The 15105-nt window shown below is 65.8% G+C and carries 16 protein-coding genes; 8 read left to right on the plus strand and 8 right to left on the minus strand.

Features of this window, described 5'->3' with window-relative positions:
• Nucleotides 1-66: 66 nt before the first annotated feature.
• The 4 genes from C450_RS09445 to C450_RS09455 form a co-directional block, all read right to left on the minus strand.
• Nucleotides 67-1188 carry a pyridoxal phosphate-dependent aminotransferase gene (locus C450_RS09445; RefSeq protein ID WP_005043039.1) on the minus strand — a complete coding sequence of 374 codons (1122 nt, stop codon included), beginning with the start codon at nucleotides 1186-1188 and terminating at the stop codon, nucleotides 67-69.
• Between the two features lie 50 nt (nucleotides 1189-1238).
• Nucleotides 1239-1385 carry a hypothetical protein gene (locus tag C450_RS22385; protein ID WP_005043040.1) on the minus strand — a complete coding sequence of 49 codons (147 nt, stop codon included), beginning with the start codon at nucleotides 1383-1385 and terminating at the stop codon, nucleotides 1239-1241.
• A 520-nt stretch (nucleotides 1386-1905) separates the two neighbouring features.
• Complete coding sequence (locus C450_RS09450; RefSeq protein ID WP_005043041.1) at nucleotides 1906-3276, minus strand: geranylgeranyl reductase family protein; 1371 nt, start codon at nucleotides 3274-3276, stop codon at nucleotides 1906-1908.
• A gap of 95 nt (nucleotides 3277-3371) precedes the next feature.
• Nucleotides 3372-4055, minus strand: coding sequence for a bacterio-opsin activator domain-containing protein (locus tag C450_RS09455; protein ID WP_005043042.1), 684 nt, complete (start codon nucleotides 4053-4055; stop codon nucleotides 3372-3374).
• Between the two features lie 119 nt (nucleotides 4056-4174).
• Between C450_RS09455 and dnaJ the strand changes: the two genes are divergently transcribed.
• From dnaJ to C450_RS09475, 4 genes are all read left to right on the plus strand, one after another.
• A complete protein-coding gene (gene dnaJ / locus C450_RS09460) occupies nucleotides 4175-5386 on the plus strand; it encodes a molecular chaperone DnaJ (RefSeq protein ID WP_005043044.1) in 1212 nt (403 codons plus the stop codon).
• A gap of 369 nt (nucleotides 5387-5755) precedes the next feature.
• Nucleotides 5756-6586 (plus strand): aldo/keto reductase, encoded by an 831-nt coding sequence (locus tag C450_RS09465; protein WP_049910042.1) that lies wholly within the window; start codon nucleotides 5756-5758, stop codon nucleotides 6584-6586.
• A gap of 55 nt (nucleotides 6587-6641) precedes the next feature.
• Complete coding sequence (locus C450_RS09470; RefSeq protein WP_005043047.1) at nucleotides 6642-6836, plus strand: DUF7333 family protein; 195 nt, start codon at nucleotides 6642-6644, stop codon at nucleotides 6834-6836.
• 91 nt (nucleotides 6837-6927) lie between these two features.
• A complete protein-coding gene (locus C450_RS09475) occupies nucleotides 6928-7899 on the plus strand; it encodes a phosphoadenosine phosphosulfate reductase family protein (protein ID WP_005043048.1) in 972 nt (323 codons plus the stop codon).
• Nucleotides 7900-8382: 483 nt separating this feature from the next.
• Here the strand turns inward: C450_RS09475 and panB are convergent, their stop codons facing one another.
• Both panB and C450_RS09485 read right to left on the minus strand, forming a co-directional pair.
• Nucleotides 8383-9192, minus strand: coding sequence for a 3-methyl-2-oxobutanoate hydroxymethyltransferase (panB, locus tag C450_RS09480; RefSeq protein ID WP_005043049.1), 810 nt, complete (start codon nucleotides 9190-9192; stop codon nucleotides 8383-8385).
• Nucleotides 9193-9303: 111 nt separating this feature from the next.
• Nucleotides 9304-10272: an aldo/keto reductase gene (locus tag C450_RS09485; RefSeq protein ID WP_005043050.1), complete on the minus strand. Its 969-nt coding sequence runs from the start codon at nucleotides 10270-10272 to the stop codon at nucleotides 9304-9306.
• Nucleotides 10273-10513: 241 nt separating this feature from the next.
• Here C450_RS09485 and psmA point away from each other — a divergent pair, with 241 nt between their 5' ends.
• The 4 genes from psmA to C450_RS09505 all read left to right on the plus strand — a co-directional run bounded on the left by psmA (nucleotide 10514) and on the right by C450_RS09505 (nucleotide 13380).
• Nucleotides 10514-11251: an archaeal proteasome endopeptidase complex subunit alpha gene (gene psmA, locus C450_RS09490; RefSeq protein ID WP_005043051.1), complete on the plus strand. Its 738-nt coding sequence runs from the start codon at nucleotides 10514-10516 to the stop codon at nucleotides 11249-11251.
• Nucleotides 11244-11939 (plus strand): archaeal proteasome endopeptidase complex subunit beta, encoded by a 696-nt coding sequence (gene psmB, locus C450_RS09495; protein ID WP_005043052.1) that lies wholly within the window; start codon nucleotides 11244-11246, stop codon nucleotides 11937-11939. Before psmA ends, psmB begins: the two co-directional genes overlap by 8 nt.
• Before the next feature lie 80 nt (nucleotides 11940-12019).
• Nucleotides 12020-13054, plus strand: a complete 1035-nt coding sequence (locus tag C450_RS09500; protein ID WP_005043054.1) for an LLM class flavin-dependent oxidoreductase — start codon at nucleotides 12020-12022, stop codon at nucleotides 13052-13054.
• Nucleotides 13055-13131: 77 nt separating this feature from the next.
• Nucleotides 13132-13380, plus strand: a complete 249-nt coding sequence (locus tag C450_RS09505; protein WP_005043055.1) for a DUF5822 domain-containing protein — start codon at nucleotides 13132-13134, stop codon at nucleotides 13378-13380.
• On the opposite strand, the gene C450_RS09510 is transcribed toward C450_RS09505, so the two are convergent.
• Together C450_RS09510 and C450_RS09515 are read right to left on the minus strand one after the other, a co-directional pair.
• Nucleotides 13374-13925 carry an HAD family hydrolase gene (locus C450_RS09510; protein WP_005043057.1) on the minus strand — a complete coding sequence of 184 codons (552 nt, stop codon included), beginning with the start codon at nucleotides 13923-13925 and terminating at the stop codon, nucleotides 13374-13376. The two genes, C450_RS09505 and C450_RS09510, sit on opposite strands and share 7 nt — an antisense overlap.
• 50 nt (nucleotides 13926-13975) lie before the next feature.
• A complete protein-coding gene (locus C450_RS09515; protein ID WP_005043059.1) occupies nucleotides 13976-15103 on the minus strand; it encodes an acyl-CoA dehydrogenase family protein in 1128 nt (375 codons plus the stop codon).
• Nucleotides 15104-15105: the final 2 nt, after the last annotated feature.

Here is a 15105-nt window from a genome sequence, read left to right on the forward strand (position 1 = left end):
GTATCGACCACCATCGATCACGATATTTCGTGGGCGGCGACGCTCGTCAGAGGGGCGTCAGCGACGTCAGCGAACCGCGCTCGCGGCGTCGTTCATGATTTCGAGTGCGTCCTTCAGGTCCTCGATACCGGCGGCGTAGGAGATCCGGGCGTAGCCGTCGCCGCCGTCGCCGAACGCCTCGCCGGGCACGACGACGACGCCGCGATCGAGGCACTCGTCGACCCAGCCATCGGGGGCCTCAGGCATGGCGTAGAACGCGCCCTGCGGGGTCGGGGTGTCGAGACCGGCGTCGGCGAGGCCGTCGAGCAGCACGTCGCGGCGCTCCTCGAAGGCGTCGACCATCTCGTGAACCCGGTCTTGGGGGCCAGAAAGGGCGGCCTCGGCGGCGTACTGGGCGGGCGCGCTCGCACAGGCCTGAACGTACTGATGGACCCGGAGCATTCGGTCGATTCGGCGGTCGGAGCCCGCGACCCAGCCGAGCCGCCAGCCCGTCATCGAGTACGCTTTCGAGCAGGCGTTCACCACCACGACGTTGTCCGACTCGGCGAAGTCCATCGGCGAGTAGTGGTTGCCGTCGAAGACGATGTGCTCGTACACCTCGTCGGCAATACAGAGCACGTCGTGTTCGTCGGCGATCCGCGCGAACTCCCGCATGTCCTCCTCCGACTGGACTGCTCCAGTGGGGTTGGCGGGGCTGTTGACGACGAACGCTGCAGTGTCGTCGGTGATGGCCTCCTCCACGGCCGCGGGACTCATCGTGAGGTCCTCGCGGAGTTCGATCGGGTTCGGGACTCCGCCAGCGAGATGCGTGAGGGCGTCGTAGGCGACGAAGCCGGGGTCGGGGAAGATGACCTCCTCACCCGCGCTCACGTGGGCTTCCATCGCGAGGTGGAGCGCCTCGCTCCCGCCCGCGGTCGCGATCACCTGATCCGGGCCGACGTCGAAGGCGTTGTCGCGGGCGTGTTTCTCGCTGATCGCCTCGCAGAGCCCGTCGATCCCCGCGTTCGAGGTGTAACCGTCGGTCGCGCCGCTCTCGATGGCGTCGACCGCGGCCCCCCGGACGTGCTCGGGCGTCGGGAAGTCGGGCTGGCCGATTCCGAGATTGATCGCGTCGCCGCCCGCCGCCTCGAACACCTCGCGGATGCCGCTGATCGCGATCCGATCCACCCGGTCAGAAAAGTCCGTCATAGTTCGACGCGCGGCGGCGAGTCCGATAACTGTTCGTGTTTCCTGTCGGGTCAGTCGGTTTCCTCGCGCAGTATCTCGATGTGGTGTTCGAGCGTCGAGAGGGCGGCGTCGGGGTCGACGTAGCCGTTCTCGTAGTCCTCGATCACCGAGTCAGCCTGGCTCAGGAACGCCTCGACGGCGTCGTCCGTGTCGGTCATGCGCCCGGTAGCTTCGGGCGGTACTTGTGTCTGCTTGTCGCCGGCGAGTGCTGCGGTGCGGCGGCGGTGGCGGTTGCGGGGCGGTGGCGGTTGCGGGGCGGTGGCGGTTGCGGGGCGGTGGCGGTTGCGGGGCGGTGGCGGTTGCGGTGCGGCACCTGGCGGATGAAGGGCGAGGCGTGAGCGACCGCAGGGAGCGAGTAGCGAACGGAGTGAGCGCGCCGAGGGCTTCGGCGGTGCTGTGTGGTTGCGGTGTGGAGCGGTCGCGGGAAGCGCCAGCAGCCCTACCGCGAACGAGCCGTAGGCGAGTGAGCGGATGTTTTTAGTCGAGGTTTTTGCGAGTAGCGAGGGACGCGGAGCGTCCCTCGTACCGTGCGAGCGGGCCTTCGGTCCGCGAGCAGAGAGCGGTGCCCGCAGCGCGCCGGAGGCGCGCGAGGACACCCGACGTGGTTCGAGAGAGCGAAGCTCTCTCGTCATGCCGAGACGGCTTCGCCGTCTCGTAGCAAAGTAAAAAAGTCGGTGCTTAGTACTTGGAATCCGCGCCAGTGAGGTCGTACACCTCATCCATCAGCGAATCACGGGTTGCCTGCCACGTGTCGAACTCGGTCGGCGAGGAGGGGTAGTCGTCGTAGAGCGCTTTGACCTCGGCGGCCTTGCCCTGGGCCTTGTAGAGATCGTAGAGCGTCTCCCAGTGGCCGTAGGTCTTGAGGATCGTCTTGAGTTTGAGGCCGAGGCTCATCGAGGCGGTGCCCTCCTTGCCGAGTGCGTCGATGATCTGCTGGCTCGGCATCGAAGTCAGGATGCTCACGAGGTCGTCGACGTCGTTCGCGCCGCCGAAGATGTTGTAGACGTCCATCGCGGCGAAGCGCTTGCCGAAGTCACGCATCACCTTGTAGTTGTACTCCCAGAGCTGCTGTTCGCTCACGTCGCCCGACGAGACGGCCTCGACGGCCTTCTTCGCGGCCCAGTGGCCGGCCTTCGCCGCCCCTGGAATCCCGCCGCCGGTGGTGGGGTTGACGTGACCCGCGGCGTCGCCGACCGCCATGAACCCCGGCGCGACCGCCGAGTCGTACGGCCGACGGGTGGGGAGGGCGGCCCCGAGCTTGCTCTTGACCGTCGCGTTCTCGAACTCCGGGCGCTGTCGGAGGTCGTTTTTCAGCACCTCGACCAGCTCCATCGGCGATTTGTTCATCTGGAATCCCAGTCCGGCGTTGATCTCGGTGCTGGTTCGGGGGAAGTACCAGAGATAGCCGAGCTCCTCGGTGGGTTTGAACACGAGCGAGTCGTCCCAGTCGACGGGTTCGTCGACTTCGACGACCTCGCGGTAGGCCGAACAGAACTGCGAGTAGTTGACGTTGGTGTCGAACGTCGTTCCCTCGAAATCGACTTTGTCTTGGAGGAGGGAGAGTGAGCCCGCGGCGTCGATCACCACGTCGGCCTCGTAGGTCGTCGGGTCGCCTTCGTGGACGGTCTCGACGCCGGTCACGCGGCCGTTCTTCTGGATGACGTCCTTGACAATGGTGTCGCAGTGGAGCTCCGCGCCGGCGCGTTGAGTCTCCTCGATGATCACCTCGCCGTAGCGCTTCCGATCGACGACCGCGCCGTTGCCCGGGAGCGGGACGTCGATGTGTTCGTCGGTCTGTGGGTTCTCGAAACGGGCTTTCGTGATGTGGTCGTTGGTGAACGCCTCCTCGCGGAGATAGTCGAGATCGATCACTTCGGGGAACGTGCTGGTCCCCTTGATCGCGTCGCCGCAGGCGATGTCGCCGACATCGTCCGCGGATTTGCGCTCGACGATCACGGTCGAGACCCCCTCTCGTGCGGCGGTCGCGGCGGCGAACGCGCCGGCGGTCCCGGCTCCGACGACCACGACGTCGTACTGTTCGGCTGTCATTGTCTCCTCCGTTATCCGTCGGATTATAAAAAACGGTCGTCTCTCGGGGCTATCGATCGCCGGCGCGGCTCGGTGGTGACGAAACGGATCGACGACTACATCTCGGGCACAGCCCGCGACTCGTCCTCGCGCTCGCGACCGATGACGAGGGAGTTCTCGATGAGTGTGCCGTGCGCACGGCGGAACCGCTCGGAGAGCGCCTGGTGGGAGATATCGAGTTCGTCGGCGAGATCAGCGACCGAGATTCCTCGAGGTACCTCGTAGAACCCGTGCTCGAACGCCGCGGTCAACGTCGCGGACTGGTCGTCGGTTAGCCCGAACCGGCCGTGGCGCTCGTTGTCCATCTCGTAGATCGTCTCGATGTCGATGTCGAGGTCGTGGTCCTTGCAGAAGGTGTAGCTTCGCGAGAGCGCGTCACGGTCGGGAAACAGGACACGGAGCTGCCAGCGCCCGGCCTCCGACTGTGCGTTCAGGATCGTCGCGCCCTCCTCGGTGATGGCGTGGACCACGAACTGGACCTGGGAGACCCACTCCATCCGGTAGAGCCACTCGTCGTCGAGATCCGAGAGGCGCTCGACGTTGGCCACGCTGGAATCGTCGGTGAAGGCAGCTTCGAGCGCGTCACGATCGGGGGCGGTCGCCCACACGAACGGCATGACGCGCTCGGTCTCGTGGGCGACGACACGTTCGATGTCGAACGTCGCCTCGGGGATCGCTTCGAGAGTCTCGCCGAGCGCGAACGCGGACGCCCCGATCGAGAGTTCGGAAATCGTGCTCATTGAGTGATTATAAACACACGGCTTGCAATAGCTGTTCGGGTGGCTCGACCGTCCGGTCCGTGCCACCGGCCGAACCCGTTCTTTTCAAGTGTCTCAATCCATTACCCGTTCCCAACCCAATGAGCGAGGACTTCTATTCGGTGCTCGGCGTCTCCCGTGACGCGAGCGACGACGAGATCCAGCAGGCCTACCGGAAGAAAGCTGCCAAGTACCATCCCGACGTCTCCGACGACCCGAACGCCGACGAGAAGTTCAAGCAGGCAAAGCAGGCAAAGGAGGTGCTGACCGACGACCAGAAGCGCCAGGCCTACGATCAGATGGGTCACGAACGCTTCGAGCAGGCCGAGAAACGCGGCGGGTTCGACGGCGGCGGTGCGGGTGGCGCTGGCGGCATGGGAGGGATGGGCGGCATGGGTGGCATGGGCGGCATGGGTGGCATGGGCGGTGCCGGTGGGATGGGAGGCATGGGCGGCGGAGGTGGCGGTCTCGGCGACATCTTCGAGCAGTTCTTCGGTGGCGGTGCGGGCGGCGGCGGCGGACGCAGCGGCCCGCGCCAGGGCCCCGACCTCCGGACCGACCTCGCGATCGAACTCGAAGAGGCCCACGAAGGGGTCGAAAAGCAGTTCACGGTCGCGCGACCCGAAACCTGTCCCGACTGTGGTGGCTCGGGCCACCCTGACAGCGCCGACGCCGAGACCTGCCCGGAGTGCGAGGGTCGCGGCCAGACCACCCAGGTCCAGCAGACTCCTCTTGGAAGAGTTCAGCAGACCCAGACCTGTCGGCGGTGTGAGGGTGAGGGGACCCTCTACTCCGAGACCTGTTCGACGTGTACCGGCGACGGCCAGATCCGCAACGAGGCGACCCTCTCGGTCGAGGTCCCGCCCGGAATCCGGGACGGCCAGAGCCTCCGGATGGAGCGCGAGGGTGCGCCCGGCGAAAACAGCGGACCCAACGGCGACCTCCTGATCGAGATCAGCATTCGCAAACATCCCGACTTCGACCGCGACGGCGACGATCTCGCCCACCGCGCCGCGATCTCGTTCCCGCAGGCCACCTTCGGCACCACTGTCGAGGTGCCCACGCTCGATGGGTCGGTCGAGATGGATATTCCATCCGCCACTCAAAGTGGAGAAACGTTCCGGCTCGAAGGCAAGGGGATGCCCCGGCTGCGCCGACGTGGCAACGGCGACCTCTTCGTGAAGGTCCAGGTCGTGACGCCCGAGGAGATGAACGAGGAGCAGCGCGAGGCGCTCGAAGCGTTCGCCGAGGCCGGCGGCGAGGAAGTCGAAGTCGCCGAAGGGTTCTTCGAGAAGATCAAGAGCTCCCTCTGAACGACTTTTTTACTGCGGGGGGTCGCCACAGGCGACCCCCGTCTGCTCACGGGCGCTTCGCGCCCGTTCGCACGGCCAGCGGGACGGCGGAGCCGTCCCGCTCGGCTTGCAAAAACCTCGACTAAAAACACCCGCTCACTCCTTTCGGTCGCTCGCGGTACAGTCGTTGTGACTACCGCAACTGCAACCGCACAGCACCGCTGAAGCCCTCGCTCCCCCACTCCGTTCGGTCGCTCGCCCTTCATCCGCCAGGCCCGCCCCGCAACCGGCCCACAACTACCACCACTACCAACTCGTGAACCACTCCCAATCAGCCTGATTCGCCGGTTCCCGAACGGCTTTTCGGTCGCCAGTCCTTTCTCTCGGTGTATGTCTCAAGAGCAACGCAGTCCCGACAGCGTCCCGCGCGCCAACGAGATGCCGATGCTCGGCCTCGGCACGTGGCAGAACGAAGACCCCGAGCAGTGCGTCGAGAGCGTCCGAACGGCGCTGGAAATGGGCTATCGACATATCGACACCGCCCAGGCGTACGGCAACGAGGAGGCCGTGGGCAAAGGGATCGACCAGGCGGACGTCCCGCGCGAGGACGTCTTCCTCGCGACGAAGGTCTGGAAGTCGAGCCTGAACTACGACGACGTGATCCACACCACGACCGAGAGCCTCGACAAACTCGGCGTCGAGTCGGTCGATCTCCTCTACACCCACTGGCCGGCCGAGGAGTACGACGCTGAGGACACCCTGCCGGCGTTCGCCGAGCTGAAGGACCGCGGCGACATCGACCGAATCGGCGTCTCGAACTTCGAGCCCGAGCATCTCGACACCGCACGCGAGGTACTCGACGGGCCGATCTTCGCGAACCAGGTCGAGTGCCATCCCCTCCTTCCCCAGGACGAGCTCCGCACGTACGCCGACGACCACGACATCGAACTCGTGGCGTACTCGCCGCTCGCGCGCGGCGACGTCTTCGAGGTCGACGAACTCACCGACATCGCCGCAAAACACGACGCCAGCGCGGCCCAGATCAGCCTCGCGTGGCTCCGCGAGAAGGGCGTCACCGCGATTCCGAAGGCCACGGGCGAGGACCACATCGAGGACAACTGGGGCTCGCTCGGCGTCGATCTCGACGATGAGGACGTCGCAACGATCGATGGGATCGACAGGAAAGACCGAAAGGTCGATCCCGACTTCGCTCCCTGGTAAGCCTCGGCCGTACCGGTTCCGAAAGCGATTATTTTCGCCGGGCCGTACGCCAACCATGGAGTTCGATTCGACCACGACCGCCATCGCATTCGTCGCCCTCATCGCGATCGGCGTCGGTGGCCTGCTCGTCTCGGGCGTGATGGCGACCGGCACCGTGTTGATGATGGTCCTGCCCGCAATGGTCGTCTTCGGACTGCTCTGCCTCGCCATCGGCACCCAGTACGGCCAGCACCGAACGAGCGGGCGATAATCGTCCGATCCGCCGATCGTGGTGTGATCGCATACCAGCCCGAAGCGAAGCCACAAGGACTTTTACGCCGGTAATTATATCTCATTACGAAATGTCCGACGAGTTCCCCGACTACCTCGACGTCGACTACACCGACGGCGAGGGCGAAGACCCCGAGGATTACCCGAGCATCGAGGACAAGCTCGAAAAGGCGATCGAGGTCACCAAGCGCGGCCTCGAACAGTACGACAACCCCGCAGTGATGTGGACCGGCGGGAAGGACTCGACGCTCACCCTCTATTTCATCAAGGAGGTCGCCCAGCGCTTCGATCTGGAGGTTCCGCCCGCGATCTTCATCGACCACTACCAGCACTTCGACGAGATCCACGACTTCGTCGAGAAGTGGGCCGACGAGTGGGACCTCGAGGTGCGCTACGCGCGCAACGAGAACGTCGGCGAATACGTCGACGAGCACGGCCTCGAACCCGGTGACGACATCCCCATCGAGGACCTCTCCGAGCACAACCAGCACCACGTCCGGAACATCCTCGAATACGAGGAGGACACCTTCGACTTCCTGCTCGACACCTACGTCGGCAACCACCTCCTGAAAACCGTGGCGCTCAACGACGCCCTCGAAGAGTACGGCGTCGACGGCGTCATCTCGGGCGTGCGCTGGGACGAACAGGAAGCCCGCGCCGACGAGACGTTCTTCAGCCCACGCCACGACCCCGAGATCTACCCGCCCCACGACCGCATCCAGCCGATCCTCCAGTTCGCCGAGCGCGACGTCTGGGACGCCTTCTGGAACTTCGCGGTGCCCGAGACCGTCGCGGAGTATCCCGACGAGGGGTACGTCCCCCAGAGCGCCGACGACCTGCCCGAAGGGATCACCAACGAGGATATCCCGATCAGTCCGAAGTACTTCGCTGGTTTCCGATCGCTCGGCAGTGAAGTGAGTACGGAGAAAGCCGACGAGGACCCCGCGTGGCTGCAAGACCTCGAAGGCACGACCGAGCGCGCGGGCCGCGCCCAGGACAAAGAGGACCTGATGGAGCGCCTGCGCGACCTCGGCTACATGTAGGACCTTTTGCTACGCTCGGCCGCTCTGCGGCCTCGCTGGCAAAATCTCCACCAAAAGCCTCGTCACCCCCTCCGGAAGAGCGAAGCTCTTCCGTGCTCTCGTTCGCTTCGCTCACGAGAACTTCGGGGGTTCCTCGGCCCGCTCGCTCACGACGTTCGCTCGCGGGACAATTACTGTCGACCACCGCGACCGCACAGCACCGCCCGAGCCCTCGCTCCTTTTAGTCGCTCGCCCTCGATCCACCAGGAACTGCACCGCACTCCAACAGCACCACCAAAGCCCTCAGTCACTTACTCCGTTCCCGTGAGCCGAAGGCGAGCGGGTGCTCGGAGTCGTTCGAAAGGCGCTTCGCGCCTTTCGTGATGACGAGGGAGTTTCGCTCCCTCGAACCACGCGCGAAGCGTGCTCCGGCGTTCGTGGGTTTGCCCTTCATCCACCAGGACCGCCATCCGCACCGCCCAGCGGCCGCCCCCGCTGGCCGCCTCAGTACAGGTCGTCGAGATCCGACTCGACGTGGCTGTGCTCCTCGGCCGGGAACTCGCCGTCTTCGACGGCCTCGACGTAGCCCGACACCGCCCGCTCCATCTCGCCGCGGACGTCACCGAACGCTGCGGCGAAGGGTGGCTGGTGGTCGCCGAGCCCGAGCACGTCGTTGGCGACGAGCACCTGGCCATCGCAGTCGGAGCCAGCACCGATCCCGATGGTGGGGATCGAGAGATCGTCGGTGATCCCCGCCGCGAGGTTCGCCGGGACGTGTTCGAGCACGAGCGCGAACGCACCGGCGTCCTCGTGCTCGCGCGCGAGACGGGCGATCTCGTTCGCGGCCTCCTGAGACGTTCCCTGGCGGCTGTACCCCAGTTGGTTCACCTTCTGTGGGGTGAGGCCGAGGTGGGCCATCACCGGAATCCCGACATCGGCGAGTCGTTCGGTCAGTTCCACAGTATGCGACCCGCTCTCGATCTTGACCGCATGCGCGCCCTCCTCCTTCAACATTCGACCGGCGTTTTTGAGGCTCTCTGCTTCGTCGACACCGAAACTGAGGAAGGGCATGTCGGCGATCACGAGCGGCTCGTCGGTGGCGCGCGCGACCGCGCCGGTCCGGCTCGCGACCTCATCGACGGTGACGGGCAGCGTCGAGTCGTACCCCAAGGTGGCGTTGCCCATGCTGTCGCCGACGAGGATCGCGTCGACGCCCGCAGCCTCGCAGGCCGCCGCCGTCGGCGCGTCGTAAGCGGTCAACATCGTGAGCGGCGTCTCGGTCCCCGAACGGAACTCCCGCACAGTCGTCGGCATGAGCGATCCTCACACGCGACGGGAGTAAACGACTCCGAATCCACACCGCGAGCCGTAGGAATCAGGGTTTCTCGGGGAGTTTCTCAATCGAGGGCGCCGCCACGCGGTCCGCTACTCGTGGCCGAGGACGGCCATCGGCTCGTAGGGCTCTTCGAGGTACTCGACGTCGCTATCCGAGAGATCGAGTTCGACCGCCTCGACCGCGTCTTCCAGATGTTCGACGCTCGACGTGCCGTAGATCGGCGCGGTCACGCCATCCTTGTGGAGCAGCCACGCGAGACCGATCTGGCTCATGCTGGCGTCATGCTCGTCGGCGAGTTCCTGGACGCGCTCGTTGATTTCTCTACTCTGCGGGGTGTCGTACCGATCCGCGGTCATGTCGCGCATCTCGTCGCTTTCCTCGTGCGGGCGGGCGAGATAGCCACCCGCGAGCGGCGACCACGGAATCACGCCGACGTTCTCCTTCCGGGAGAGCGGCAGCATCTCTCGCTCCTCCTCGCGGTAGACGAGGTTGTAGTGGTTCTGCATCGTCGCGAAGCGCTCGAAGCCGAGGCGGTCGCTCGTGTGGAGCGCGTCCGCGAACTGGTGGGCCCACATCGAACTCGCGCCCAGATATCGGGTTTTGCCCCGCCGAACGGCATCGTCGAGCGCCCCGAGAGTCCCCTCGATCGGCGTCTCGGGGTCCCACCGATGGATCTGATAGAGGTCCACCGTGTCCATCCCGAGCCTATCGAGGCTGTTTTCGAGTTCCTGATCGATCGTCTTCCCCGAGAGCCCGCCCGAGTTCGGGTCGTCCTCGCGCATCTGGCCCCAGACCTTCGTGGCGACCACCTGCTCGTCGCGGTCGTACTCGCCGAGGGCGTTGCCGAGGATTCGTTCGGACTCCCCGTCGGAGTAGACGTTCGCCGTGTCGAAGAAGTTGATCCCGAGTTCGATCGCGCGGTCGATGACCTCGGTCGCCTGCTCCTCGCCGACGGTCCAGTCGAACGCCTCGCCGCCCCCGGACCCGCCGAAGCTCATACAGCCAAGGCAGATCTTGCTCACAGTCATTCCCGTATCGCCGAGTGTCGTGTACTCCACCCCCACAGCTACGACGACCGATCGGATACCCGTTGGACCACGCTCGGTATTTGCCTGTAGCCGAGCCGCTATGTGGCTGGTTGCGAGCCTACAGTCGAACCATCCAGACAGCGTCTCAGAAACCATTAAACGGCCGTTTCATCGGTCGTCGATGACTGCGTCGGCGGAACCACTTCTACCGGTGCATTTATATACGAAAATCACTAACCTCTGGTGAATTCGAGCGGAGCGCCATCACGTTATGCAAGGACAAAACCAGCAGCAAGCCTACGACCGCGGAACCACGATCTTTTCGCCGGACGGCCGGCTGTACCAGGTCGAGTACGCCCGTGAGGCAGTCGAGCGGGGGAGTACGAGCCTCGGCGTCCGGACCGAGGACGGCGTCGCGCTCGTCGCCGAGCAACGGGTCCGATCGCCACTGATGGAACAGTCGAGCATCGAGAAGTTGCACAAGGTCGACGATCACGTCGCCGTCGGATCGGCGGGCCACGTCGCCGACGCGAGACAGTTGACCGACTTCGCCCGTCAGCAAGCACAGGTCGATCGCCTGCGCTACGGCGAACCGATCGGCGTCGAGACCCTCGCGGGGGCCGTCACCGATCACATTCAGGAGTACACCCAAACCGGCGGTGCGCGGCCGTTCGGCGTCGCGCTGCTCATCGCCGGCGTCGAGGACGGCCAGCCCCGACTCTTCGAGACCGACCCGTCCGGCACCGCGACCGAGTGGGCGGCGAGCGCCGTCGGTGCCGACCGCGAAGAGATCCTCGACAGCCTCGAAACGAACTACCGCCCGGATGCGGACCTCGACGGCGGCATCCACACCGCGCTCAACGCGCTCGCGTCGGAACGAGACGCGTTCGAGTCGAGCGAGGTGGTGATCTCGACGATCGACGTCGAAACGGAGCAGTACCGCACGCTCGACAATAGCGAGATCGAAGCACACCTCGACGAGATCGATTTCGAGGACGACGATGAGTGACGAGCTTCATCCGACGAGCGGAATCGATATCGAAGCGAACGCCACCGCCCCCGAGTTCGACGTTTCGTCACAGGGAGCCGGCGGCGAGGAGCTCAAAACGGGAACGACGACCGTCGGCCTGACGACCGAGGATGGCGTCGTTCTCGCTGCGGACATGCGCGCGAGCGCCGGCAACATGGTGGCGAGCAAGGACGCGCAGAAGGTTCTCGAAGTCCATCCGACGGCGGCGCTCACCATCTCGGGCAGCGTGAGCGCGGCCCAGTCGCTCGTGAACTCGCTGCAAGCGGAGGTCCGCCTCTACGAGACTCGTCGCGATACGGGGATGAGCCTCGAAGCGCTCGCGAACCTCACCGCGAACCTCCTGCGGAGCGGGAACTTCCAGATCGTTCAGCCGGTGCTCGGCGGCGTCGACGACGACGGCAGCCACGTCTACGGCATCGGTCCCGGCGGGAGCGTGATGGCGGAGGACTACGCCGTGAGCGGATCGGGATCGCCGTTCGCGCTCGGCGTGCTCGAACAGGAGTACGACGTGGGAACGAGCGTCGAGGACGCCAAAACCATCGCGGCCCGCGCCGTCCAGAGCGCGACCGAGCGCGACACCGCCAGCGGCAACGGACTCACGCTCGCGACGATCACCGCCGACGGTGTCACGATCGACACCTACGAGAGCGTCGAGAACGCCCTGTGATCGGCCCGTCGATCACAGTCGCCGCGCTTCCAGCAACGTGTGACGAAACCGACTGTCCGACACCGGAGTGACCACCACGAATGGACCTCTCGATCGTCGACCTCGCACCGATCCCGGAGAACGGCACGGCAACCGAGGCGTTCGAAGACACCGTCGAGCGCGCCCAGCACGCCGAGAAACTCGGCTACTTGCGCTTCTGGGTGGCCGAACACCACGACTTCACCGACCGACTCGCGAGCACCACGCCCGAGGTGCTCATCCCGCACATCGCCGCGAAGACCGACGAGATCCGGGTGGGTTCCGGGACGGTGCTGCTCAACCACTACAGCCCGTACAAGGTGGCGGAATCGTTCGGCGTGCTCGATGCGCTCGCACCCGACCGTATCGATCTGGGGCTCGGGCGGGCAACGGGGAACCCCGTTAGCGACCGCGCGCTCCAGGAAGATCGGAGCCAGCAGTGCCGGAGCGACGACCACGCCGAGAAGATCGACGAGGTCGCGGCCCACCTCTACGACGGGTTCGACGACGACCACCCGTTCGACGACCTGAAGATTGCCCGCTCGCGCGACAGCGTTCCCGACGTATGGGTGCTCGGCTCCAGCCCATCGAGTGCCGCGATCGCGGGCGAGCTCGGGCTGCAGTACTGTTTCGCGTCGTTCATCAGACCCGGGCCAGCCGTCCAGGCGTTCGAGACCTATCGTGACCGGTTCGAACCCTCCGCGTACGGGGCCGGACCGGCGGAGCCGAAAGGAGCGCTCGCAGTGAACGTCACCTGTGCCGAGACCGACGAGGAGGCGGCCCGGCGACGCGCGACCGCCGAGGCGTCACGACAGCGCCTCCAGCGCGGCGAACTCGACAAGCCACCGATCCGGTCGGCCGACGAGGCGATCGAGGAACTCGGCAGGGTGCCCGAGCCGACACCGACCCCGATCGAAGCCGGCGAGTGGCCCCGCCAGATTTCCGGGAGTCCGTCGACGGTCCGCGATCTACTGAACGAGATGACGGCACAGGTCGGTGTCGACGAGGTCGTGATCCAGAACCAGATCGCCGACCCCGACAACGTCCTGGAATCACACGAGCTGCTCGCCGACGCGTTCGATCTCACCCCACGATAGCGATCCACGCTGTTCGTCGTCATCGATGCATCGAACCGGCGAGAAAGGCTTATCGCTGCGCGTGCCAACCCCGAGTCGTGCCGGAGCTCGTCGAGACAAGCGATCCAGAGGGGGTGGATTACGGCTGGGTCATGCAGACCACGTTCGTGCTCACGATCGCGGTGGGCGCGCCCATCGTCGCCGTCCTCTCGCTCGGCGCTCCGCTTGACACGTGGAACGCGCGCCTCTCTTTTGCGGTCCGAGTCGGTGCGGTGGTCTGGGTGCTCGTCGCAGTAGCGGTCTACGGTTACGCACACCGGACGACCGAGGAGCCAGCGGATCAGTAGGTCGTCGGCCCGTCGCCGACGTACGAGAATCGCGTTCCCGCCCGATCGGCAGTTTCGGCGTCGCCCTCGGAATCACCGATAAACAGCGTCCGCTCGGGCGTCGCATCGAGATGTTCGACCGCGGCGAGCAACGACTCGGGGTCGGGTTTGAACGTTGCGACGGTGTCCCGACCGACGACGCACGCGACGTGCTCGGCGAGATCGTGAACATCGAGCGCGATCCGACAGGCGTCCTCACAGTTCAGCGAGCAGACGCCCACTGGGCGATCGGTCACCAGCTCGTCGGCGAACGCCAGCCGCTCCGAGCGACGTGCGCCTTCGCGTTCGTGGCCGGCGATCGCTTCCTCGACCGCGTCGCGATGGCCGAGTTCGTCGGCGCGTTCGAGCATCCGCCAGAGGTCCATCCCGTCGGTGTCGACGCCACAGCCGTCGAGCGCGGCGGCGGCGTCCGTCGCGGCCGCGTCCCAGTCGACCGCGAGGCGCACGAGCGTCCCGTCGAGGTCGTAGACGACGGCCTCGGTGTCGTCGGGAATGGTGACAGTCATACCCTGAAAAACGGGGGCCAAGAGAAGTCGGCTTCGATCGCGGGGGCTGGTCAGTCGCGGAGTTCGCGCGCGATCACGTTCTTCTGGATTTCGGAGGTTCCCTCGTAGATCGTGGTGATCTTGGCGTCGCGGTAGAGCCGCTCGACGCCGCCCTCCGTGGTGTAGCCGTAGCCGCCGTGGATCTGGATCGCCTCGTTCGCCACCTCGACGGCGGTCTCGCCAGCGAAGTATTTCGCCATGCTCGCGGCCTCGCGGTAGTTCTCGCCCGCGTTCGCCCGCCGCGCCGCGTCACGGGTCAGGAGGCGTGCGGCCTGGGTCTTCGTGCGCATCTCGGCGAGTTTGTGCTGGATCGTCTGGATCTCGCCGATCGCGCTGCCGAACTGTTCGCGCTCGTCGGCGTACGCCAGCGACTCGTCGAGAGCGTGCTGGGCGAGGCCCACAGCTTGAGAAGCGATCGCCACCCGCCCGCCAGTCAGAATCGAGAGCGCCGCCGAGAGGCCGCGTCCTTCCTCAGTCAGTCGGTTTTCCGCCGGGATCCGAACGTCGTCGAACTCGAGGCTGGTGGTGTCGCTCGCGCGGAGCCCGAGCTTGTCCTCCGTGGGACCGACCGAGAGCCCATCAGTATCTTTCGGGACGACGAACTGGGTGATCGAGTCGCGGTCGTCGCGGTCGGTACGCGCGAACAGGATCACCACTCCCGACCGCTCGCCGTTGGTGATCCACTGCTTGGTGCCGTTGATGACGTACTCGTCGCCCTCGCGCCGGGCTTCGGTCGTCATCGCGGCGGGGTTCGAGCCGGCGTGGGGTTCCGAAAGCGCGAACGCGCCAACGGGCCGGCCGTCGACCATCTCCGGCAGCCACCGCTCGCGCTGGGTTTCGTCGCCGAACTCCGCGATACAAGAGGTGGCGAGACAGTGGACCGAGAGCGCGGTCGCCACCGCCAACATCCCGCCCGCGAGCTCCTCGTTCACGAGACTGTAGGTGACGGTGTCGGCGTCGAAGCCGCCGAACTCCTCCGGCACCGTGAGCCCGGTCATATCGAGGTCGGCGAGCCCATCCCAGACGTCCTCTGGGAACTCCTCCTCGCGGTCGGCCCGCTCGGCTTCCGGCCTGATCTCCTCGCGGGCGAACTCTCGAACCACATCCCGAATCGCGCGCTGTTCGTCGGTGAGATTCATAC

This window comes from Halococcus salifodinae DSM 8989, from assembly GCF_000336935.1.
In the GTDB taxonomy this organism is placed as follows: Archaea; Halobacteriota; Halobacteria; order Halobacteriales; family Halococcaceae; genus Halococcus; species Halococcus salifodinae.